We start from the raw sequence: 21,905 nt of genomic DNA on the forward strand, positions 1-21,905 counted from the left end.
AACATCACCGCTGTGGCCGATACCGACCTGACGTTCCCCCGGGGATTCTTCGACCGCTCCGATCCCCGCGACGACGCCGTCTTCTACGGCCCCCCGCGGCTGGTGCAGCACATCGACGACGCCGCCGTCGCGGCGGTGAGCGCCTACTACGACGAGGTGGGGGTGGACGGCGACGTCCTGGACCTCATGTCGTCGTGGGTCTCGCACCTCTCCACCCCGCCGCGGCACCTCACCGTGCTCGGCATGAACCACGCCGAGCTGCGCGCCAACACGTGGGCGCACGAGCGGGTGGTGCACGACCTCAACACCGACCCCACCCTCCCCTTCGCCGACGCCTCCTTCGACACGGTCGTCAGCACCGTGTCGGTCGACTACCTCACCCGGCCCGTCGAGGTGTTCCGCGAGGTCGCCCGCGTCCTGCGCCCGGGCGGGCCGTTCGCGATCACGTTCTCCAACCGCTGCTTCCCGACGAAGGCGGTGCGCGGCTGGCTCTCCACCGACGACGCCGGGCACGTGCGGATCGTGCGGGACTACTTCGCGGCGTCGGGAGCGTTCGCCGAGCCCGTCGACCAGCAGCGTCCCTCGGCGGGCGACCCGGTGTTCGCGGTGTGTGCCACGCGCCTGTGAGGAGGTGTACGAAGGACCCATGGCACTGACGCGCTTCGGCGGACCGCTGTCGAGGAACCTGCCCGAGACCCGCACCTTCACCGTCGAGGGTCCCGCGCACTCGTTGCTGCTCCAGCCGTTCCGCCGGCGCGTGCGGGCCGTCGTGGACGACGTCGTCGTGCTCGACACCGCGGCCGGCTCCCTGCTCTTCGAGACCGGGCTGGGCCCGCAGCTCTACGTGCCCGAGGGCGACGTGCGGTCCGACCTGCTCAGCCCGAGCGACACCGTCACGCACTGCCCGTTCAAGGGCGACGCCTCCTACCGGCACCTGACCGTCGGGTCGCGCACCATCCCCGACGCCGTGTGGGCCTACCCCGACCCGAAGCCGGACGCCGCCTGGCTCGCGGGCCTCGTGGCGCTGCCGATGAGCGCGGCGGACCACTGGTTCGACGAGGACGTCGAGGTGCTCGGGCACCTGCCCGACCCGTACCACCGGGTCGACCTGCGCCCGACGAGCCGTCGGGTCACCGTCACCGCTCCGGACGGCACGGAGATCGCGTCGACGACGTCGGCGGTCCTGCTCGACGAGACCGGCCTGGACGTGCGGTTCTATCTCTCGCCCGACGACGTGCGGGGCGAGCTGGTGCGCAGCGACACCACCACCGTCTGCCCCTACAAGGGCGTGTCCACGTACTGGACGGTGCGGACCGGCGACACGAGCGTGGTCGACGGGGCGTGGTCCTACGAGCAGCCGATCGACGAGTCGCGCGGCATCGCGGGTCGGGTGTGCTTCTCCGACGACTTCACGGTGACGGTGGAGGCGGTGCCGTCGGTGGGGTCGTAGCCCGCTGGTCCTCCGTGGCCAGGAGGACCTCACGCAGGGTCTGGGCCTGCCCGGCCCGCCGAGCGGTCTCGGTGATCAGGTGCAGGAGGATCCAACGCAGCTCGATGTGCCCGCGGCGGTCGTCGCGGACGGCGTCGTCGAGCGACTCGGCGCCGGCGAGCGCGTCGCGGCCCTTCTCACACACCTCCTGGTAGGCGCCGACCAGGATCGCGGGGTCGTCCAGTTCGGAGAACCGGAAGGGCGCGTCGGCGTCGTCGACGTAGCTGAAGGTGTAGGCCGCCCGACCGCCCCGCTCCCCCCAGCGCTCCACCAGCCAGGTGCGTTCGAGGTCGGTCAGCAGCCGGACGATGCCCACCAGCGAGGCACCGGACTCGGGGACCCGACGGCGCAGGGCGCGGTGCGGCAGCCCGTCGAGGGACGAGACCACCTGCGCCCGGAAGTAGTCGAGCCAGCCCTCGAGCGCCTCCCGCTCGTCGGCGACCTGGGGGGGCTGCAGGCGACGCACCGGCGCCCGGAAGACGACCTCGTCGTCGACCGCGACCACGTCGGCGACGACGAGGTCGTCCGTCGCGGCCGTGCCGACCGTGTCCGCGGCGTCGGCCGGTTCGTCCTTGACGTTCCTGGTCGAGGGGTGCTGGGGGTCGTCGATGCTCACCGTGGTCCCGCCGTCCGGGGTCCCGGGGAGCGCTCGCCGGGACGTGATCGCGGCGGCCCAGCATGCCCGGACCGGTCGCGCACGACAAGACGGCCCGCGGGTGACACGACCGATCGGCCTAGGACGACTGCGCGACGAGTGCCTCGAGGGCCGGCAGGGCGGCGGCCAGGGCCTCACGGTGCCCCTCCGGCAGCCGCTCCAGGCGCTCGGCCAGCATCGCGGTCCGCTCGGTACGCAGCCGCTCGATCATCGCGCGGCCGTCCGCGGACAGCTCCACGAGTGCGGACCGGGCGTCCTGCGGGTCCGGGGTGCGCACGAGCAGCCCGGCGTCGTCGAGCGCGGCCAGCACGCGGCTCATCGTGGGCGGGGTGACCGCCTCACGGCGGGCGAGCTCGGAGAGCCGCAGGGGCTCGTGCTCCTCGAGGGTCACGAGCACCGAGGTCTGCAGCGGGGGCAGCACGGCCCCGGAGTCGACGCGGATCCGTCGGTTCAGCCGGCCGACGGCGAGCCGGAGCCGTGCCGGGAGCATCGGATCGTGCGGGTCGGTCCGCTCCCCCACTCCCATCGGGGAGGCCGCCAGGTCGGACGAGGTCGTTGCCATACCTCATCATCCCACCCCGGGGACCCTGAGGTCACCACCGGGCGCGTGTTTCTTGCCGCTTTCGTCCGATTCGTCGCAGAGGCAGTAGCCCGTTCGGCCCTGTCGATCACAGTTTGCGCAGGCGGATCCGTCGCACGGCGTGATCAGGTCCCTTGGTGAGCACCAGGCCCGCGCGGGATCGGGTCGGCGCGATGTTCTCGCGGAGGTTCGGCCCGTTGATCTCGTCCCAGATCTGCGACGCCCGCTCGCGTGCAGCGGCCTCGTCCATCTCGGCGTAGCGGCGGAAGTACGACGCCGGGTCGCGGAACGCCGTCTGGCGCAGCGCGAGGAACCGCTCGATGTACCAGCGGCGCACGTCGGTGGGGTGCGCGTCGACGTAGATGGAGAAGTCGATGAGGTCGCTGACCGCGAGGGCGCTGGCCCGCTCCCCCGTCTGCGGTGCCGGCTGCAGGACGTTGAGCCCCTCCAGCACGAGGATGTCCGGCCGGGTGACCGGCCGCTGCTCGTCGAGGACGTCGTAGACCAGGTGGGAGTAGACGGGGGCGGGCACCTCGGGCTTGCCCGCCTTGATGTCGGAGACGAACCGCAGGAGCGCCCGCCGGTCGTAGGACTCCGGGAAGCCCTTGCGGGCCATGATCCCGCGCCGTTCGAGCTCGGCGTTCGGGTAGAGGAAGCCGTCGGTGGTCACCAGCGCCACGTTCGGGTGGTCCGACCAGCGGGCGAGGAGCAGACGCAGCAGGCGGGCGGTGGTCGACTTCCCCACCGACACCGACCCGGCGATCCCGACCACGAACGGCGTCCGTTCCTCGTCCTGGCGCAGGAAGGTCCGGTAGGCCTCGAGGAGCCCCGCGCTCGCCCGGACGTGCAGGTCGAGCAGGCGCGACAGCGGCAGGTAGACGTCGCGGACGTCGTCCAGGTCGACCGGGTCACCGAGGGACCGCAGCTCCTCGAGCTCGGCGGCGGTCAGGGGGAGGTCGTCGGACTCGTCCCGCAGGGCCGCCCAGGAGGCGCGGTCGAAGTCGACGAACGGGGACCCGCTCATGAGGTCCCATTCTCGTCACGATCACCCACGCGACGGCCACCGGCTGTCCGCCAGGTCACGGGCTGCATCAATTCCGGTCGTCTCCCCGGTACCCCAGCTGCCGCACGGACTGCACCGCGTACTCGACGACCACCACGGCCGGCGGGAGGCCCAGCACGTGCACCACGCCCGCCGCCACGTCGGCGGGCTCGAGACCCTCGTCGTGCATGCGCTCCCCGAAGGCGTCGGCGTTCTCCTGCCCGGCCACGAGGTCGGTGGCGACGAACCCCGGCGACACCGTCGTCACCCGCACCCCGCGCGGCCCCACCTCGAGACGCAGCGTCTCGGCCACCGCGTGCGCGGCGTGCTTGCTGGCGGCGTAGACGCCGCCGGCAGCCGAGGCCACCCGCCGTCCGGACATCGAGGAGACGATCACGACGGTGCCGCCCGGTCCGAGGTGCCCCAGCACGGCACGGGTGGCGGTGAGCAGGCCGGTGACGTTGACGTCGAGCACGTCGCGCCACACCGCGGGGTCGGTCTCCCCGACCGCACCGAGCGCCATGATCCCGGCGGCCAGCACGACGTCGTCGATGCCGCCGAGCTCGGCGGCGACCGCGTCGACGGCCCCACCGATCGACGCGGCGTCGGTCACGTCGCCCGCCGCCACGGCGGCGCCCCCGAGCGTGTCCGCCAGCTCCGCCAACCGGTCCCGACGCCGGGCCACGAGCCCGAGCCGGGCGCCGGCGGCGCCCGCCGCCTCCGCGACGGCCGCTCCGATGCCGGAGGAGGCACCGACGACGAGGACGCGGCGACCGCGCAGGCTGTCCACCCGACCAGCCTAGTGAGCACCGTTGATCACGACGCGCCGTGCGGTGGCGCGCGCCCGTAGGCTGACGTCCGTGGCGAACACGGCGACGAACGACCGGGTCGGACGCGAGGAACTGATCGAGTTCCTGCGCACGCGGCACAAGGCCATCGTGGTGACCCGACGCGGCGACGGCGGGGACCAGACCTCGCCGGTGACCCTCGGCATCGATGCGGACGGCCGCCTGCTGGTGTCGACCTACCCCGAGCGCGCGAAGGTCGCGAACATCCGCAAGGAGCCGCGCGTGGCGATGTGCGTGCTCTCCGACGACTTCGACGGCCCGTGGGTGCACGTCGAGGGCACGGCCGAGGTGCTCGACCTGCCCGACGCGCTCGACCCGCTCTGCGAGTACTTCCGCTCCATCTCCGGGGAGCACTCGGACTGGGACGAGTACAAGGAGGCCATGGCGAAGCAGGGCAAGTGCATCATCCGGCTCACCGTCGAGCACTGGGGTCCGATCGCCACCGGGGGCTTCCCGGCCCGGCTGAACAAGGGGTAACTCTCTCCTCGTGGACGTCCTGCTCTCCGTGCTCGGCCTCGTCGGGGTCGTCGCGGTCACCCTCGGTACCGCGGTGTTCGTCGCGGCCGAGTTCTCCCTGACCACGCTGGAACGCAGCCAGGTCGACCACCACGCGAGCGAGGTGGGTGACCGGCGCGCCCAGGCCGTGGCCAAGGCGCACCGCAACCTGTCGTTCGAGCTCTCCGGGGCGCAGCTCGGTATCACGATCACCACGCTGGTCACCGGTTACCTGGCCCAGCCCGCGATCGCGACGCTGATCTCCCCGCTGCTCGAGGACGTCGGGCTGCCGACGGGGGCGGCGGGCGGCACGGCCGCGGTGATCGCCCTGGTCCTGGCCACGGCGCTGTCGATGGTGTTCGGCGAGCTGGTGCCGAAGAACCTCGCGATCTCCGACCCGTTGCGCACGGCCCGGGCGGTGGCGGGGGTCCAGGCCGGGTTCTCCCGGGCGCTGTCGTGGTTCATCGGCGGGCTGAACGGGGCGGCGAACTGGATCGTGCGCCGGCTCGGGGTGGAGCCCGCCGAGGAGCTGCGCTCCGCGCGCTCGCCCCAGGAGCTGGGCTCGCTGGTCGCCACCAGCGCCGAGCAGGGCACGATCGACGAGGGGACCGCGGCCGTGCTCACCCGGACGCTGCGCGTCGGGGAGCGGACCGCGGACGAACTGATGACCCCGCGGGTGCGGGTGGCGACGCTCTCGACCGACGACACCGTCGACGACCTGCTCGCCGCCGCGATCCGCACCGGCCACTCGCGCTTCCCCGTCGTCGACGGCGACCTCGACGACGTGCGGGGCGTGGTGCACGTCAAGCAGGCGTTCGCCGAGCCGCGGTCGCGTCGCGGGCAGCAGTTCCTGCGCAACGTGATGCGCACGGCGACGACGGTGCCCGACTCCCTCGACGGCGACGAGCTGCTCGACCGGCTGCGCGGCACCGGGTTCCAGCTGGCCGTGGTGGTCGACGAGTACGGCGGCGCGGCGGGCATCGTCACGTTGGAGGACCTCGTCGAGGAGATCGTCGGCGACGTCCGCGACGAGCACGACCGCGGCGAGGCCGCCCGGTTCCGCGAGACCGGCGACGACACCTGGATCGTCTCGGGCACGCTGCGGCCCGACGAGCTGGCCGAGGTGGTCGGGTGGTCCTTCCCCGACTCCGAGGTCTACGAGACCCTGGCCGGCTTCCTGCTCGCCGAGCTGGGCCGCATCCCGTCGGTCGGCGACACCGTGACCCACGAGGGCTGGCGCATGGCGATCACCCGCATGGACCGGCGGCGGATCGCCGACGTCCGGATCACCCGGCCCGCCGACGCGGCGACCGAGCCGGAGCGCGAGACGGCGGGGATCACGCCATGAGCGGGGCGAGCGCAGCGAGGGGGCATCGATGAACGACTACGTCGCTCTTCTCGCGATGGTCGGGCTGCTGCTGGCCAACGCGTTCTTCGTCGGCGCCGAGTTCGCGCTGATCTCCGCGCGGCGCGACCGGCTCGAGACGATGGTCGACGCCGGCACCTCCGGCGCCGCTACCGTCCTGCGGGCCACCGAGCACCTGTCGATGATGATGGCCTCGGCACAGCTCGGGATCACGATCTGCTCCCTGGCGCTGGGATCGCTGGGCGAGCCCGCCCTGGCCCACCTGCTCGAGGCGGTGTTCGAGCCGATCGGGGTGCCGGACGCGCTGCTGCACCCGGTCGCCTTCGTGATCTCCCTGCTGATCGTCACGGTGCTGCACATCGTGATCGGCGAGATGGTCCCGAAGAACATCGCCATCGCCGGCCCGGAGCGGACCTCGGTGTGGCTGGTGCCGCCGCTGGTCGCGTTCCTCAAGGTGGCGCGGCCGATCATCTACCTGCTCAACTGGATCGCGAACCACGTGCTCAAGCTGCTCGGGGTGGAGCCCAAGGACGAGCGGGAGTCGGCCTTCACGCCCTCGGAGATCGCCGAGATGCTCTCGGAGTCCCGCCGTGAGGGGCTGCTCGACGCCTCCCAGACCCGGCGGCTGACCCAGGCGCTGCACACCGCCGAGCGCACCGTCGCCGACGTCCTCATCCCCCGCGAGCGGCTCACCGTGCTCCCCGCGCACCCCACGGTCGGGGCGCTCGAGGAGGCGGTGGCGGCCACCGGGTTCTCCCGCTACCCGGTGCAGGCCCCCGAGGCCCCGGACGCGCACCCGCGCCTGGACAGTCACGCCCTCGAGCCCGGGACCTCCCCGCTGCTGCCCGAGCAGACGGGGATCGCCCCGAGCGTGGAGCTGGAGGGCTACCTGCACATCAAGGACGTCCTCGACCTCGACGGCGGCCCCGACGAGGTCGTCCCCGTCGACCGCGTCCGGGCCCTGCCGCGCGTGACCGTGACGGCGGCGGTCGACGAGGCGCTGGCCTCCATGCGCCGGGAGGGCTCCCACCTGGCCCGCGCGGTCGACGAGGAGGGCACGACGGTCGGCGTGGTCGCGCTGGAGGACCTCATCGAGGAGTACGTCGGGACGGTGCGCGACTCCACGCACGCGGCCCGGTCGGGCTCGCGCGACTAGGACGTGCGCTCGCCGGCACGAGGTCGCACGCCTCGGAGGTGAGGTCGCCACTCGCTCCGTCGCACGATCATCGCGGCAGGACCGCAGCTCGGATCACCAGGACGGCAGCGACGTCGGGTAGAGGAGCTTCACGATCTGCCCCCACAGCGCCTGCGAGGGCACCGCGTTCCCGTCCGCGGCGTTGACCATCACCACGACCGTCGCCCGCGCACTCGGCAGGTAGAAGACCATGTCGCTGTAGCCGATGATCGATCCGTCGTGCCCGACCCAGTCGCCGAGCTGGGTGATGCCCAGCCCGTACTGCACGCGGACGCCGGAGGTGGTCAGCGGCGTCCACGCCTGGCGTTGGGCGGCGACGGCGGGCGGCAGGCCCGCCCCGGTCGCGAGCAGGGGTGCGTACCGGGTCATGTCGGGCACCGTGGAGACCAGGGCGCCCGCGGTGTCGGGGACCAGAGGGTTCGAGAGCGTGCCGTCGCGGTAGGGCGGCGGGGTCGTCCCGTCGACCGTGGAGAGGTAGCCGCGGGTGAACGGCGCCGGGAGGTCGTCTCCGACCGGCCAGGACGTCTGCGGCAGGCCCAGCGAGCCCGCGACCCCGTCGAGGGCCTCGGCGGCGGGCTTCCCGGTCACCTTCTCCAGGATCTGCCCGAGCAGGACGTACTCGGAGTTCGAGTACACGGTGCTCGTGTTCGGTGGCTTGGCCTTCCCGGGGTTGGCGCGGATCAGGGCCAGGACGTCCTGCGGGGTCCAGCCCGGCAGCGTCGGGTCGGCCTCGTAGCGCCGGTCGAAGTCCGCGTCGGCGGTGAAGTCGTACACCCCACCCCGCATGCCCAGTAGGTCGCGGACCGTGATCGCGTTCCCGTTCGGGATGTCGGGCACGAACTGGGCGAGCGGGGCGTCGAGCGAGAGTCGGCCCTGCCCGACGAGCTGCAGCACGGCGTCCGCGGTGAAGGTCTTGCTGACGCTCGCGATGCGGTAGTGCACGTCGGTGGTCATCGGGGTGCCCGCGGTGTCGGCGGTCCCGTAGGCCTTGAGGAACGTGCCCCGGACGGGGTCGACGATGCTCACGACGGTGCCGGTGATGCCGCCGGTCAGCGAGGCCTGGGCGTCGCGGTCGATCTGTGCCACGACGTCCGCGGGGAACGTCGCGGCGGCCGGCGTCGTGGAGGCGGGCGTGGTCGGGCCGGTCGTCGGGGACGAGGAGGAAGAGCACGAGGTGAGCCCGAGGGCGAGTGCTGTCAGGCAGGCGACCGTCAGTGCGGCGCCCGGGAGAGCCCGGATCACGGGTGTCCTTTCCGCCGGCCGAGGCGCGGCTGCTCACGGCGGCCCCCGTGCCGTCCGGCCGCCGACGCGGACGGGTGTCCGGATGATCGGCGACCGACTGATGGTCGGTCGCGCGCAACGGATCCACAAGGGACCTGGATCAGGTGCACCACGAGTGGGTGCACCGGTCCGAGGGTGAAGCCGCCTCGTGAAGGCCCCGGCCCCGACGTGCTCGCGCCGACTGCGCGCTCCCGGGCCGATCACCGAGCGCCCCGCGCAGGCATGGGTGAGCCACGCGGCGGGGACCTGAGCGACATGGCCGACAGCGCGCAGCCCCGCACCGACGTCCTCGTCATCGGCGGAGGGATCAGCGGCATCGCGTGCGCGCGGGCGCTCACCGCGGCGGGTGTCCCGGTGCGGGTGCTGGAGCGCAGCGGACGGGTGGGCGGGCGGCTCGCCAGCCCGCCGCTGCCGCGGGGCACCGACGACGGACGGCCGGTCGACCTCGGCGCCGCCTACTTCACGGTGTCCGACGACGCGTTCGCCGAGCAGGTCGCCGACTGGGAGCGCCGCGGCCTCGCGCGCCCCTGGACCGACACGCTGCAGGCGTACGCCGCGGACGGCACGGCGGAGGCCAAGTCCGGGCCGCAGCGGTGGGCCGCCCCCGGAGGGCTCCGTTCCCTGGTGGCCGACCTCGCCGAGGGGCTGACGATCGAGACCCGCCGCGAGGTCTCGGCGGTGACGCCCGGCCCCGCCGTCGACGGCGAGCCCGCCTGCGCCGTCGTGCTCGCCATGCCCGACCCGCAGGCCGCCCGGCTCGTCGCGGCCCCGCTGCGCGCGGCACAGGCCGTCGCCGACCGGGAGTGGGAACCGGTCATCGCGGTCGCCCTCGGGTACGACGAGCGCACGTGGCCCGAGCTCCCGGCCGCCTTCGTCAACGACCACCCGGTGCTCTCGCTCGTCGCCGACGACGGGTCGCGGCGCGGTGACGACGCCCCGGTGCTCGTCGCGCACACCACCGGCGACCTGGCCCGACGCCACCTCGACGACCCGGACGGCGTGATCGACGACGTCGTCGGCGCCGTCGGCGAGCTGCTCGGCCTCGACGCCGCGCCCCGCTGGACCCACGCCCACCGCTGGACGTTCGCGAGCCCCGCCGCGCCGCACGACACCCCCGCCGACGCCCCGTTCCACCTCGACGACGACCTGATCGCGGTGGTCGGCGACGGCTGGGGGTCCCCGAAGGTCGAGACGGCCTGGCGCTCGGGCACGCTGCTCGGCCGCGCCCTCGCGGCCCGCGTCACCTGCTGACCCGGCCCGCCTCACCTCGCTGAGAGGTTCCCTGAGAAACCGGGCCCGCTCGCCGCGCGGGCGGCTCCGGCCGTCTCCGGCCGTCTCCGCCGTCTTCCCGACGACGGGTCGACGCCTACCGTGGGTCAAGGAGAAGTCACGGGAAGGTCACGACTCGTCGAACGGCGCCGGCTCCCCACCACGCCGTGAGCGGACCCTCCCACGCCCGACCGGCCGACCCCGACGGCCGGGACGGCGGACGTCTCCGCGCAGCACGTCCGCTCCCCGACCCCGGAAGGCTCCTGCGTGTCCCGGCACCGCTCCCCCGCGCCGGCACGTCGCCCCTCGTTCCGCTCCCCGGCGGACCGCGGCGCGGTGACGGCCGTCGACGCCCCCACGACCGTCCTCGACCTCGCCGCCCTCGTGGCCGACCGGCACACCCGCGCCGGGTACACCCCGGACGGCGAGGGGCGCCCCGCCCGTCGGCATCGGGCTCCCGCCGCCCGCGAGGCCCGGCGACACGGCCTGGCCGCCGCCGGGGTCGCCACCGTGGCCCTCGCCGCCGTCACCCCGGCCGTGCTCCAGCTGCCCGGCGACGGCGACGCGGCGCTCGAGCTCTCCGCCCAGGGCACCCGGCTGGAGCCGGGCGCGGCCGCCCCGGCCGTCGCACCCGTCGTCGTGAACCCGGCCTCCGACCCCGTGACCGCGGACCTGTTCAAGGCCGGCGACCGGACCCGGCGTCAGGCCGAGCAAGCGGCGCAGGCCGCGCGGGCCGCGGCCGCGGAGCAGGCCCGCGCCGCGGAGGCGGAGCGCGCGGCGGCCGCCGAGGCCGACCGGTCCGCCCGGGTGACCAGCTGCGGGGCGGACTCGGGCTACGGCGGGGTCGCCGACTCGGTGCAGACCGTCGGGAACGCCCTGGAGTGCGTGTTCCCCGGGCACGACGTGCTCGGCGTCGGCAGCCGCGGCAACGCCTCGGACCACCCCGGCGGCTACGCGCTGGACTTCATGACCCGCGACGGCGACGCCATCGCCGACTGCGTCGTCGACAACAAGGACGCGCTCGGCGTCTCGTACGCGATCTGGGACCAGCGCATCAACACCGGCTCCGGCTGGAAGGGCATGGAGGACCGCGGCGGCGACACCGCGAACCACCGCGACCACGTCCACATCTCCTTCGAGCGGGGCGCCGATCCCGACGTGTCGGTTCTGCGTTCCTGCGGCTGATCCGTCCGGTTAGGGTGCGCGGGTGCCCCTGGCCCCGCCCGCCCACGCCTGGCTGCGCCGCAAGCCGGTCACGACGACGGAGTCCGGGTCCGAGGCCGACTCCGGGGAGCTGCGACGCAGCATCACGCTGTTCCAGCTGACCGCGTTCGGCGTCGGGGCCACGGTGGGAACCGGCATCTTCTTCGTGCTCTCCGAGGCGACCCCGGAGGCCGGACCCGCCGTCGTCGTCAGCTTCGTGGTCGCGGCGGTGACCGCCGGGCTCACCGCGCTCTGCTACGCCGAGCTGGCCTCCGCGGTGCCGGTGAGCGGCTCGAGCTACTCCTACGCCTACGCCACCCTCGGCGAGGCGCCCGCCATGGCGGTCGCGGCGTGCCTGCTGCTGGAGTACATGGTGTCGTCGGCCGCCGTCGCGGTGGGCTGGTCGGAGTACCTGAACGCGCTGCTCGGCGACACCATCGGCGTCCGCATCCCGGACGCGTTGTCGGGCGCCCCGGGTGCGGGCGGCGTGGTCAACCTGCCCGCGATGGTGCTCGTCGTGCTGTGCGCGCTGCTGCTGGTCCGCGGCGTGAGCGAGTCGGCGACGGCGAACGCGGTGATGGTCGTCGTCAAGCTCGCGGTCCTGCTGATGTTCGCGGTGATCGCGGCGACCGCGTTCTCCGCCGACCGGTTCGCCGACTTCGCGCCGTTCGGCGCCGCCGGCGTGGGTGCGGCGGCGGGCACGGTGTTCTTCTCCTTCATCGGCCTCGACGCGGTGTCGACGGCGGGTGAGGAGGCCGTGGATCCGCGGCGCACGCTCCCCCGCGCGCTGGTCCTCGCGCTCGTCATCGTCACCGTGATCTACCTGCTCGTGGCGGTGACCGCGATCGGCGCCCAGGACTGGCCGCGCTTCGACGGCCAGGAGGCGGGGCTCGCCGCGATCCTCGGCGACGTCACCGGCTCGGTCTGGCCGTCGGTCGTCCTCGCGGCGGGCGCCGTGGTGTCGATCTTCTCGATCACGCTCGTGACCCTGTACGGCCAGACCCGCATCCTGTTCACGATGAGCCGGGACGGGATGCTCCCGGCGGTCTTCTCGGCGGTCGACCGGCGGACGCTGACGCCGGTCCGCAACACCGTGGTGGTCGCCGTGGCGGTCGGGCTGCTCGCCGGTCTCGTCCCGCTCGACGTCCTCGCCGACCTCGTCTCCATCGGCACGCTCGTGGCGTTCACGGTGGTGTCGGTGGGCGTGATCGTGCTGCGCCGGACCGCCCCGGACCTGCCGCGCGGGTTCCGCGTGCCGGGCTACCCCGTCACGCCGGTGCTCTCGATCCTCGCCTGCCTCTACCTGATCTCCGGGCTGTCGTGGGTGACGATCGTCGTGTTCGCCGTCTGGCTCGTCGTCGCGTTGGTGTTCTGGGCGGTCTACGGCTCGCGACGCTCCGCCCTGGCCGTCGGTGCGGCGGAGGACGACCGATGACGGTGCTGGTCGGGCTGTCGCCGCGGGCGCGCGACGACGCCGGCGGTGCGGTCGGGCTCGGGGCCCGGCTCGCCGCGGCGTGGGGCGAGGAGCTGGCCGTCGCGCTCGTCGTCACGCCGGGGACCGGGACCGACGCCGCGCCCGCGTGGGCGGCGGTCGACGGCGTGCTCGCCGCGACCGGGCTCGTCGCGCGGCGGGCCACCGTGCACGGGCGCTCGGTGGCGGACGCCCTGACCGGGGCCGCGGCCGCCGAGCACGTGAGCACGCTCGTGCTCGGCACCGACGCCGACCGGTCCGGACGGATCGCGACCCGGGTGGCGCGCAGCAGCCCGGTACCCGTCGTGCTCGCCCGCGGGGGCGGCTCGTCGGTCCCGGGGCTACCGGTCACCCGGGTGACGTGCGCCTTCGACGGGACCACGGCGGCCGACGCCGTCCTCGGGGCGGCCGTGGACCTGGCGCACCGGTCGTCGGCGACGCTGCGGGTCGCCTCGTTCGCGGTCCGCCGCCGGGCCGTGATCCCGCCGGAGGTCGGCCTCGACGCCGAGGAACCCGTCCTCGCGGAGTGGTCGGACCGGATCGCGGCGGCCCAGGCCGAGGCCCTCGCGGCCCGGGGCATCACGGACGCGGAGACCGGGGTGTTCCTCGGGCGCGGCTGGGACGCGGCGGTGCACGCCGCCGACTGGACCGCCGGCGACCTGCTCGTGGTGGGGGGCTCCCGGGGCGCGGCGACCCGGTTCTTCCTCGGCGACCGGGTCGGGGCGATCCTCGCCGCGGCGCCCGTTCCCGCCGTCATCGTGCGCGCCTGACTGCGCACTTGACGGGGGCTTGACGTCGGGCCGGTCCGACCTATCTCGTGTCGGTCATGTCGACGACGACGCCGGACGCCGCGATCGGGAGACGGACCCTGCGGAAGGTCGCGCTGCGGGTGATGCCGCTGCTGATGGTCCTGTACTTCGTCAACTACCTGGACCGCGTCAACATCGGCTTCGCCGGCCCCAACGGCATGAACCGGGAGCTGGGGCTCACGGCGACGGCGTTCGGCCTCGCCTCGGGCATCTTCTTCCTCGGCTACCTGCTGCTCGAGGTGCCGTCGAACCTCGCGCTGCACCGCTTCGGCGCGCGGCGTTGGCTCGCCCGCATCCTGATCTCCTGGGGGATCCTCGCGACGGCGATGGCGTTCGTGCCGAACGGCACCTGGCTGATCGTCCTGCGCTTCCTGCTGGGCGTCGCCGAGGCCGGGTTCTTCCCCGGGATCATCCTGTACCTGACCTACTGGTTCCCGGCCGAGCAGCGGGCGCGGGCGGTCGCGATGTTCATGGCGGCGGTGCCGGTGTCCACCGCGGTGGGCTCCCTCGTGTCCTCGCTGATCATCTCCGGCGGCGAGGGCCTGTTCGGGCTCACCGGCTGGCGCGTCATGTTCCTGGTCGAGGGCATCCCGGCGATCCTGCTGGCCGTGGTCACGTTCGTCGCCCTCACCGACCGGCCTACGGACGCCCGCTGGCTGGCCGACGACGAGCGGGCCTGGCTGACCGCGCGGCTCGAGGCCGAGGCCCGCGAGACCGCCGTCGGGGGCCACTGGCCGCTGCGCCGGGCCCTCACCAGTCCCCGCATCCTGGCGCTGGCCTTCGTCTACTTCGGGGTCACCTACGGGCTCTACGCCCTCGGGTTCTTCCTCCCGACGATCGTCGCCGGCTTCGAGCAGCAGTTCGGCACGAAGCTGTCGGTGGTCGAACGCGGTGCGGTCACGGCGGTGCCGTACGTGATCGCCGCCGTCGCGATGGTGCTGTGGGGCCGGCGGGCGGACACGGCCCGCACCGTCCGGGCGACCGCCTGGTACGTCGCGGCGCCCGCGCTGCTCGGCGGCATCGCGATCCCGATCGCGCTCTACCTGCGCTCGCCGTGGACGGCGATGGCGGCGGTGACGGTGTGCGCCGTCGGGGTGTGCGCGGCGCTCGGCCCGTTCTGGGCGCTCCCGTCGCGGTTCCTCACCGGGGCGGCCGCCGCCGGTGGGATCGCCCTGGTCAACTCGCTGGGCAACATCTCCGGGTTCGCCGCGCCGTACGTCACGGGGTGGCTCGCCGACCTGTCGGGCTCCCAGCGCGCGGGCCTGTGGGTGGTGGGCGTGTGCATGGTGGCCGCGGCCGGCGTGGCCGTGCTGGTCGGGACGCGGATCGCCCGGGAGCGCACGCCCGCCACCGTCGACCGAAGGGCACCTTCGCTCGACTAGGCGGGCCGTGGGCGCCCTTCGCTCATCGGCCCCTCGGAGTCCGCCCCCCGGCTGCGAGACGCACACCATGCAGGCTCGGGCGCCCCGCACCCTGCCTCACGTCACCCTCGCGGAGCCTGCGCCCACCCGGCCGGCTGCGAGACGCACACCAGGCAGGCCCGGGCGCCCCGCACCCTGCCTCACGTCACCCTCACGGGTGCTGCGCCCAGCCCGTTCCTGCACGAGGGGAACCCTCGGCCCAGGAGAACGACCCGATCCTCCCCTCACGCCCGGCTGGGCCGAACGCGAGGGGAGGATGCGAGCGCTCTTGTGGCACGAGGGTTCCCCTCGCGCGGGAGAAGGGGGGTCAGGCCTCCGCCAGCTCCTCCAGGGGCGGGCAGGAGCACACCAGGTGCCGGTCGCCGTGCGCGGAGTCGATGCGCCGGACCGGGACCCAGATCTTGTCGGGCCGACCCGCCGCCGGGAACGCCGCCTCCTCGCGGGTGAACGGGTGGGTCCACTCGTCGACGAGCACCGAGCGGGCCGTGAACGGTGCGTGCACCAGCGGGTTGTCGTCCGCCGGCCACTCCCCCGCCTCGACCTTGGCCGCCTCGGCGCGGATCGCGATCATCGCGTCGCAGAACCGGTCGATCTCGGCGAGGTTCTCCGACTCGGTCGGCTCGACCATGAGCGTGCCGGCGACCGGGAACGACATCGTCGGGGCGTGGAAGCCGTAGTCGGCGAGGCGCTTGGCGACGTCGTCGACGGTGACGCCCGAGGACTTCGTCAGGGGCCGCAGGTCGAGGATGCACTCGTGGGCGACGAACCCGCCCGGGCCGGTGTAGAGGACCGGGAAGGAGTCGCGCAGCCGGGCCGCGACGTAGTTCGCCGCCGCCACCGCCGTGAGCGTCGCGCGGCGCAGCCCGTCGACGCCCATCAGCCGGACGTAGGCCCACGAGATCGGCAGGATCGACGCCGAACCCCACGGCGCGCCGGCGACCGGGCCGATCCCGGTCTCCGGGCCCGCCGACGGCTGGGCCGGGTGGTTCGGCAGGAACGGCGCGAGGTGCTCGGCGACGCCGATCGGCCCGACGCCGGGTCCGCCGCCGCCGTGCGGGATGCAGAAGGTCTTGTGCAGGTTCAGGTGCGAGACGTCCGCCCCGAAGCGGCCCGGGCGGGCCAGGCCGACGAGCGCGTTGAGGTTGGCGCCGTCGACGTAGACCTGGCCCCCGGCGTCGTGCACGGCGGCGAGCACGTCCCGCACGCCCGGCTCGTACACACCGTGCGTCGACGGGTAGGTGATCATGATGGCGGAGAGCTGCTCCCCCACCTCGCCGATCACGCGCTGCAGGTCGTCGAGGTCGACGTCGCCGCGCTCGGTGGTCTTCACGACCTTCACGCGCATGCCCGCCGAGATCGCCGACGCGGCGTTCGTGCCGTGGGCCGAGGACGGGATGACGCACACGTCGCGGTGCAGGTCGCCGCGGGAGTGGTGGTACGCCCGGATCGCGAGGAGCCCGGCGAGCTCGCCCTGCGAGCCGGCGTTGGGCTGCAACGAGACGGAGTGGTAGCCGGTGAGGTGCACCAGCCACGCCTCGAGGTCGCGGATGACCTGCAGCATCCCCGGCGCGTCCGACTCGGGGGCGAACGGGTGCAGGTTCGCGAAGCCGGGGTAGGTGATCGGCTCCATCTCGGCGGTCGCGTTGAGCTTCATCGTGCACGAGCCCAGCGGGATCATGCTCCGGTCCAGCGCCACGTCCTTGTCCGACAGCGCGCGCAGGTAGCGCAGCAGGGAGGTCTCGCTGCGGTGGCGGTGGAACACCGGGTTGGTGAGGTACGACGACGCGCGGACCAGCCCGGTCGGCACGGCGTCCTCGGTGGCGGCGTCGAGGTCGGTGATCTCGATCTCGCCGACGCCGAAGGCCCGCCAGATGGCGGCGAGGTGCTCGCGGGTGGTCACCTCGGAGCACGAGACGCCGACGTGGTCGGCGTCGACCTCGCGGACGAGGACGCCTTCCGCACGACAGGCTCCGGTCACCTCCGCGCCCCGCCCCGGCACGCGGACGAGCACGGTGTCGAAGAACTCGCGGTGGACGACCTCGACGCCGCCCTTCACCAGGCCCGCGGCGAGCACGGCGGCCATCCGGTGGGTGCGGCGCGCGATGTCGGTGAGGCCGGACGGGCCGTGGTAGACGGCGTACATCGAGGCGATCACCGCCAGCAGCACCTGTGCCGTGCAGATGTTGCTCGTGGCCTTGTCGCGGCGGATGTGCTGCTCGCGGGTCTGCAGGGCGAGCCGGTGGGCGGGGTTGCCGTCGGCGTCGATCGAGGTGCCGACGAGCCGGCCGGGCAGCTGGCGGGCGAGCTGCTGGCGCACGGCGAGGAACCCGGCGTGCGGGCCGCCGAAGCCCAGCGGCACCCCGAAGCGCTGCGTGGAGCCGACCGCCACGTCCGCGCCCTGGTCGCCGGGCGGGGTGACCATCGTGGCCGCGAGCAGATCGCACGCGACCACGACCTGGGCCTTCCGCTCGTGCGCGGCGGCGATGACGGCGGTGTGGTCGCGCAGTGCGCCGGAGGCGCCGGGGGCGGCGAGCAGGAGCCCGAAGAAGTCGCCCTCGGGCAGCTCCGCGGTGGCGTCGACCAGCTCGATCGCGATCCCGAGCGAGTCGGCCCGCGTGCGCAGCACGGCGATCGTCTGGGGCAACGTGTCGGCGTCGACGAGGAAGCGGTCGCCCTGGTTCTTCACGACGCGGCGCAGCAGCATCATCGCCTCGACGGCCGCGGTGGACTCGTCGAGCATGGAGGCGCCGGCGACGTCGAGACCGGTGAGGTCGCAGACGACGGTCTGGAAGTTGAGCAGCGCCTCGAGGCGGCCCTGGCTGATCTCGGGCTGGTACGGCGTGTAAGCGGTGTACCAGGCCGGGTCCTCGAGGACGTTGCGGCGGATCACCGGCGGGGTGATCGTGCCGTGGTAGCCGAGACCGAGCATCGGCACGAGCGCGGTGTTCGCGTCGGCGAGGGCCCGCAGCTCGTCCAGCACCTCCGCCTCCGTGGCGGCCGGCGGCGGCACCCGGTCCCGGTCGCCGCTGGTCGGCCAGTCGGCGGGGTCGGTGCGGATGGACGTCGGCATCGCCGCGTCGGCCAACTCCTCGAGGGAGCCGACGCCGACGGTCTCGAGCATGCGGGCCAGCTCGCCGGCGTCCGGGCCGATGTGGCGCTCGGAGAACGGCCGGCCGTGCTCGAGGGCGGCGAGGGAGAGACGGTCACTGCTGGGGCTCACGGGGGGCCTCCCGGCATCCGGCGGTCAGGGTCTCCCCGGCGCGCGCCACGACGGGCACACCGGGATCCCTCCCCCTCTGCCACTGCCCGCTTCGGGTCCAGCGCGGGCGCCTGAGAGCTTCACCGGACCTCAGCCCCGACGTCGGACGTCGGGCCGGCTTGCACCATCGGCGGGCGGGCCACCGTCATCGCCGACGGGGTCCACCGCTTTCCAGAGGTGGTCTGTCCCACGCGGTACGGGATGCCTGAGAGATTCCGGGGAGGAGTTGCTCCTTCGGCGCCTGCGTCCAGAGGCTTCTGACTGCAGGACTCTCCCGCGTGGGATGAGCGACCAACGGTGGTGACGTTACCGTCGCGCGGACGCCGTGTCAGCCCACCGGCGGCGTGAGGTCTACCCCGCCGAGCGGGCGCCGCGGGCACGCCGCGAGGCCAGCTCGTCCTCCGGCGCGTGCTCGACGACGGCCGCGCCGGCCCCGGCCCGCTCGGCCGGGAAGTGCGCGATCGAGCCGGACAGCTCACGCATCGCACCGCCGACGGCGATGCCGAACACGCCTTGGCCGCCCTGCAGCAGGTCGACGACCTCCTCCGGGGAGGTGCACTCGTAGACGGTGACCCCGTCGGAGAACAGCGTGATCTTCGCGAGGTCGCGCACGCCGTGGCGACGCAGCTGCTCCACGGCGGTGCGGATGTTGTTCAGCGACACCCCGGTGTCGAGGAGGTTCTTGACCACCTTGAGCACCGCGAGGTCCTTGAAGGAGTAGAGCCGCTGCGAGCCGGACCCGGTCGCGGTGCGGATGCTCGGCACCACGAGCTTGGTGCGCGCCCAGTAGTCCAGCTGCCGGTAGGTGATGCCGACGATCTGGCAGGCGGCCGGCCCGCGGTACCCGAGGACGTCGTCGTTCGGGCTCTCGCCGAAGAGCTCGTCCGGGAACAGGGAACCCTGCTCCCCCGCGGGACCCAGCGGCTGCAACGAGGCACCCTGCCCGGGCCGCTCATCGGCTCCCGCCACACTTGCCTCCTCGACCCCGTCGACCGGCTTTCCGGCCCTGGTCAGACGACCGTACGAGGGGCGTCCACGGGGGTCAACGCGACGCGCGGTCAAGTCTCTACCTGAACTTCACGGTGAGACGAGCGGCGCGTCGGGGATGACGCGCCGTTCGACCACCCGTTCGATCACGTGCCGGCGAAGTCCTCCGGCGACACGGTGTCGAGGAACTCGCGGAACTTCTCGACCTCGTCCTCCTGCTCGTCGGGGATGACGAGCCCGGCCTCCGAGAGCACGCCCTCCTCGGCGTGGATCGGCACGCCGACCCGCAGCGCGAGGGCCACGGAGTCGCTCGGCCGGGCCGACACGCGCACGTCGCCGTCGAAGACGAGCTCCGCGTAGAAGGTGCCCTCCTGCAGGTCGGTGATCCGCACCTGCTCGAGGCGGCGGTCCAGGGCGCCCAGGACGTCCTTGAGCAGGTCGTGCGTCAGCGGCCGCGCGGGCTTGACACCCTGCTGCTCGAGGGCGATCGCGGTGGCCTCGACCGAGCCGATCCAGATCGGGAGGTACCGGTCACCGTCGGACTCCCGCAGGAGGAGGATCGGCTGGTTCGCAGGCAGTTCGACCCGTACGCCCACGACACGCATCTCGCTCATGCGTCTCGCCTCCTGTTCGGCCGTGGTGCGTTGGGGACGCACCGTGATCTCCGAAGATCGCCCCGGCAGCAGCGACCGGAGTCGACGGAGGGGAACGCTACACGCTCCGGGGCCTCCCGGGGCGGTGGCGAAGGCCCGCCCGGCGATGCGCCGGGAGCCTTCCCGACGGCGGGTCGCGGGGCCGGCCCGGTGGCCCTCGCCTCGCGGCGTCAGCTCGTCCGGCCGCTACGGCTCCGCCCCGACCGCGCCCGCCACACGGTGCCCGCCACATCTTGTCGCGGGCTTCATCCCCGCCGTCGTCGCCCTGTCGTTGTGATTCACAACGACAAGGCGACGGGCGGCTCGCGGGAACCCGCGACAAGCGACAGGCCCGAGGACCGGCGACAGAGCGTGGACGCACGCACGGGCCGCCGGTACCGGAATGGCCACCGTCCTTCGACGAGAAGTCAGCGACGCAGACCATGGCGCAGGCCGGAGCCCACGAGCAGGGCGTGCAGCCGTCCGGAGAGCGTAGCCAGCTCGCCCGAGAGGTCGAGGGCGCGCTGCGCGGCCTCGGGGGCGCGAGAGCGGGCGACCGGGGTGACGAGCTGGGTGAGCAGCCCGACCTCGCGGTCAGCGCCTGCACGCAGTCCGCGCAGCAGCCGGGGCTCGACGCCGAGCGCCGAGAGCGCCGCCGCGGTCCGGGCGATCACCGGGGCCTCCGGCTCGTACCGGCCCGAGACGTCGGGTCGCAGGATCCCGTGGTGCTCCAGCGAGGTCAGCAGGGCCTCGTCGACGCCGTCCTCGGCGAGCACGGTCTCCCGGTCGACCCCGCCGACGCCCTCGTCCGCGACCACCGCGCCGAAGGCGCGGTCCGGGTCCTCGTCGGTCGGACCGGTCGGGCCGGCCGGCGTCCACGGGCCCACGGCGCTCAGGGAACGCGGCCGCGGCACCGTGCCGAAGCGGCGCGGGCCGCCGTCGTCGGACCCCCCGCCCCCACCGGGACCACCGGTCTGCGGCGGTGCGGCCCCGGCCGGCCCCGCCACGTCGGGCGGGGCGGTGAGCAGCGGGCCGTCGGGCGTCGGCGAGGCGTCGAACTCCTCGAGCTTCGCCCGGATGACCTTGAGCGGGAGGTAGTGGTCCCGCTGCGCCGAGAGCACGAACCGCAGCCGCCGGATGTCCGCGTGCGAGAACTGGCGGTAGCCGCTCGGGGTGCGGGCCGGGGAGATCAGACCCTCGGACTCGAGGAACCGGATCTTGGAGATCGTGATCTCGGGGAAGTCGCTGCGGAGGGCGTCGAGCACGGCGCCGATGGACAGCGCGCCCCGCGAGTCGCCCTGGGGCAACCCTGCCGCGGTCATCGAACCCCCGTCGCTGCGCTCGCCGGGGTCACGAGTACTCGGCGCCCTGTCCGGCCGAGCCACCGTCGCGCGGCCCGGTGAGGAAGACGAGCCGGAACTTGCCGATCTGCACCTCGTCGCCGTTGGCCAGGACCGCGGTGTCGACCGGCTCCCGGTTCACGTAGGTGCCGTTGAGGCTGCCCACGTCGACGACCACGAACTCCGCGCCGTCGCGGCGGAACTCCGCGTGGCGCCGGGAGACGGTGACGTCGTCGAGGAAGATGTCGCTGTCGGGGTGCCGACCGGCGCTGGTGGTGTCGCGGTCGAGCAGGAAGCGCGAGCCCGCGTTGGGGCCACGCTTCACGACCAGCAGGGCCGAGCCGGCGGGCAAGGAGTCGACCCCGGAGACGCCGCCCCGGGACTCCTCGCCGGTCTCGGCGAGGAAATCGGCCCGGAAGACCGACGTCGTCTCGCCCTGACGCTCGGGGGGGACCGGACCGCCTGTGCTCACCGTGCTCCTCCGTCGATGCTCGCGTCCACTGCTCGTACCGGCTCGTGCGTGTCCCTCACTCGGGTGCGTCACCCGGCCGGGCCACCCCCAC

The 21,905-nt window shown here is 73.8% G+C and carries 20 protein-coding genes and 1 riboswitch; of the genes, 10 read left to right on the forward strand and 10 right to left on the reverse strand.

The annotated features are described in order from the left end of the window. Positions 1 to 12: 12 nt before the first annotated feature. Both QSK00_RS10610 and QSK00_RS10615 read left to right on the forward strand, forming a co-directional pair. Positions 13 to 627 carry a class I SAM-dependent methyltransferase gene (locus QSK00_RS10610; RefSeq protein ID WP_285590315.1) on the forward strand — a complete coding sequence of 205 codons (615 nt, stop codon included), beginning with the start codon at positions 13 to 15 and terminating at the stop codon, positions 625 to 627. A 19-nt stretch (positions 628 to 646) separates the two neighbouring features. Next, positions 647 to 1,450, forward strand: coding sequence for a DUF427 domain-containing protein (locus QSK00_RS10615; protein ID WP_285590317.1), 804 nt, complete (start codon positions 647 to 649; stop codon positions 1,448 to 1,450). Here QSK00_RS10615 and QSK00_RS10620 read toward each other — a convergent pair. The 4 genes from QSK00_RS10620 to QSK00_RS10635 form a co-directional block, all read right to left on the reverse strand. Continuing rightward, a complete protein-coding gene (locus QSK00_RS10620) occupies positions 1,410 to 2,105 on the reverse strand; it encodes a mycothiol transferase (RefSeq protein WP_285590319.1) in 696 nt (231 codons plus the stop codon). The genes QSK00_RS10615 and QSK00_RS10620 overlap by 41 nt on opposite strands. Before the next feature lie 118 nt (positions 2,106 to 2,223). Beyond that, positions 2,224 to 2,706, reverse strand: a complete 483-nt coding sequence (locus QSK00_RS10625) for a MarR family winged helix-turn-helix transcriptional regulator (protein ID WP_285590320.1) — start codon at positions 2,704 to 2,706, stop codon at positions 2,224 to 2,226. 106 nt (positions 2,707 to 2,812) lie between these two features. Then, entirely contained in the window at positions 2,813 to 3,748 is a 936-nt protein-coding gene (coaA, locus tag QSK00_RS10630) for a type I pantothenate kinase (protein WP_285590322.1), read from the reverse strand. A 67-nt stretch (positions 3,749 to 3,815) separates the two neighbouring features. Next, positions 3,816 to 4,556, reverse strand: a complete 741-nt coding sequence (locus QSK00_RS10635) for an SDR family oxidoreductase (protein WP_285590323.1) — start codon at positions 4,554 to 4,556, stop codon at positions 3,816 to 3,818. A 70-nt stretch (positions 4,557 to 4,626) separates the two neighbouring features. Here QSK00_RS10635 and QSK00_RS10640 point away from each other — a divergent pair, with 70 nt between their 5' ends. From QSK00_RS10640 to QSK00_RS10650, 3 genes are read left to right on the forward strand one after another with little or no spacing between them, the layout of a single operon-like run. Continuing rightward, complete coding sequence (locus QSK00_RS10640; RefSeq protein WP_285590325.1) at positions 4,627 to 5,091, forward strand: PPOX class F420-dependent oxidoreductase; 465 nt, start codon at positions 4,627 to 4,629, stop codon at positions 5,089 to 5,091. Positions 5,092 to 5,101: 10 nt separating this feature from the next. Beyond that, complete coding sequence (locus tag QSK00_RS10645; protein ID WP_285590327.1) at positions 5,102 to 6,457, forward strand: hemolysin family protein; 1,356 nt, start codon at positions 5,102 to 5,104, stop codon at positions 6,455 to 6,457. Positions 6,458 to 6,485: 28 nt separating this feature from the next. Further along, positions 6,486 to 7,631, forward strand: a complete 1,146-nt coding sequence (locus tag QSK00_RS10650; RefSeq protein ID WP_285590329.1) for a hemolysin family protein — start codon at positions 6,486 to 6,488, stop codon at positions 7,629 to 7,631. A 93-nt stretch (positions 7,632 to 7,724) separates the two neighbouring features. On the opposite strand, the gene QSK00_RS10655 is transcribed toward QSK00_RS10650, so the two are convergent. Then, complete coding sequence (locus QSK00_RS10655; RefSeq protein ID WP_285590331.1) at positions 7,725 to 8,912, reverse strand: serine hydrolase domain-containing protein; 1,188 nt, start codon at positions 8,910 to 8,912, stop codon at positions 7,725 to 7,727. A gap of 294 nt (positions 8,913 to 9,206) precedes the next feature. On the opposite strand from QSK00_RS10655, the gene QSK00_RS10660 reads away from it, so the two are divergent. The 5 genes from QSK00_RS10660 (at position 9,207) to QSK00_RS10680 (ending at position 15,085) form a co-directional block, all read left to right on the forward strand. Then, positions 9,207 to 10,202 carry an NAD(P)/FAD-dependent oxidoreductase gene (locus QSK00_RS10660; protein ID WP_285590332.1) on the forward strand — a complete coding sequence of 332 codons (996 nt, stop codon included), beginning with the start codon at positions 9,207 to 9,209 and terminating at the stop codon, positions 10,200 to 10,202. A gap of 354 nt (positions 10,203 to 10,556) precedes the next feature. Next, positions 10,557 to 11,405 carry a VldE C-terminal domain-containing protein gene (locus QSK00_RS10665; RefSeq protein WP_285590333.1) on the forward strand — a complete coding sequence of 283 codons (849 nt, stop codon included), beginning with the start codon at positions 10,557 to 10,559 and terminating at the stop codon, positions 11,403 to 11,405. A 22-nt stretch (positions 11,406 to 11,427) separates the two neighbouring features. Then, complete coding sequence (locus tag QSK00_RS10670) at positions 11,428 to 12,858, forward strand: APC family permease (protein WP_285590335.1); 1,431 nt, start codon at positions 11,428 to 11,430, stop codon at positions 12,856 to 12,858. Further along, entirely contained in the window at positions 12,855 to 13,664 is an 810-nt protein-coding gene (locus QSK00_RS10675; protein WP_285590336.1) for a universal stress protein, read from the forward strand. Before QSK00_RS10670 ends, QSK00_RS10675 begins: the two co-directional genes overlap by 4 nt. A 56-nt stretch (positions 13,665 to 13,720) precedes the next feature. Further along, positions 13,721 to 15,085, forward strand: coding sequence for an MFS transporter (locus tag QSK00_RS10680; protein WP_285590338.1), 1,365 nt, complete (start codon positions 13,721 to 13,723; stop codon positions 15,083 to 15,085). A 346-nt stretch (positions 15,086 to 15,431) separates the two neighbouring features. Here the strand turns inward: QSK00_RS10680 and gcvP are convergent, their stop codons facing one another. The 5 genes from gcvP to garA all read right to left on the reverse strand — a co-directional run bounded on the left by gcvP (position 15,432) and on the right by garA (position 21,814). After that, positions 15,432 to 18,344: an aminomethyl-transferring glycine dehydrogenase gene (gcvP, locus tag QSK00_RS10685; RefSeq protein ID WP_285590340.1), complete on the reverse strand. Its 2,913-nt coding sequence runs from the start codon at positions 18,342 to 18,344 to the stop codon at positions 15,432 to 15,434. Between the two features lie 221 nt (positions 18,345 to 18,565). Continuing rightward, a riboswitch (glycine riboswitch) is annotated at positions 18,566 to 18,670 on the reverse strand. Positions 18,671 to 18,734: 64 nt separating this feature from the next. Continuing rightward, a complete protein-coding gene (locus QSK00_RS10690) occupies positions 18,735 to 19,352 on the reverse strand; it encodes a MerR family transcriptional regulator (protein WP_502872029.1) in 618 nt (205 codons plus the stop codon). Positions 19,353 to 19,516: 164 nt separating this feature from the next. Further along, on the reverse strand, positions 19,517 to 19,984 hold the full coding sequence (locus QSK00_RS10695; RefSeq protein WP_026204493.1) for a bifunctional nuclease family protein: 468 nt from the start codon (positions 19,982 to 19,984) through the stop codon (positions 19,517 to 19,519). A gap of 446 nt (positions 19,985 to 20,430) precedes the next feature. Then, the gene (locus tag QSK00_RS10700) at positions 20,431 to 21,324 is read right to left on the reverse strand and encodes a MerR family transcriptional regulator (RefSeq protein WP_285590342.1); all 894 of its coding nucleotides are present in this window, start codon (positions 21,322 to 21,324) and stop codon (positions 20,431 to 20,433) included. A 28-nt stretch (positions 21,325 to 21,352) separates the two neighbouring features. After that, entirely contained in the window at positions 21,353 to 21,814 is a 462-nt protein-coding gene (gene garA, locus QSK00_RS10705; RefSeq protein ID WP_285590344.1) for a glycogen accumulation regulator GarA, read from the reverse strand. Positions 21,815 to 21,905: the final 91 nt, after the last annotated feature.

It is taken from the genome of Actinomycetospora sp. NBRC 106378 (assembly GCF_030269685.1).
Taxonomy (GTDB): Bacteria; Actinomycetota; Actinomycetes; order Mycobacteriales; family Pseudonocardiaceae; genus Actinomycetospora.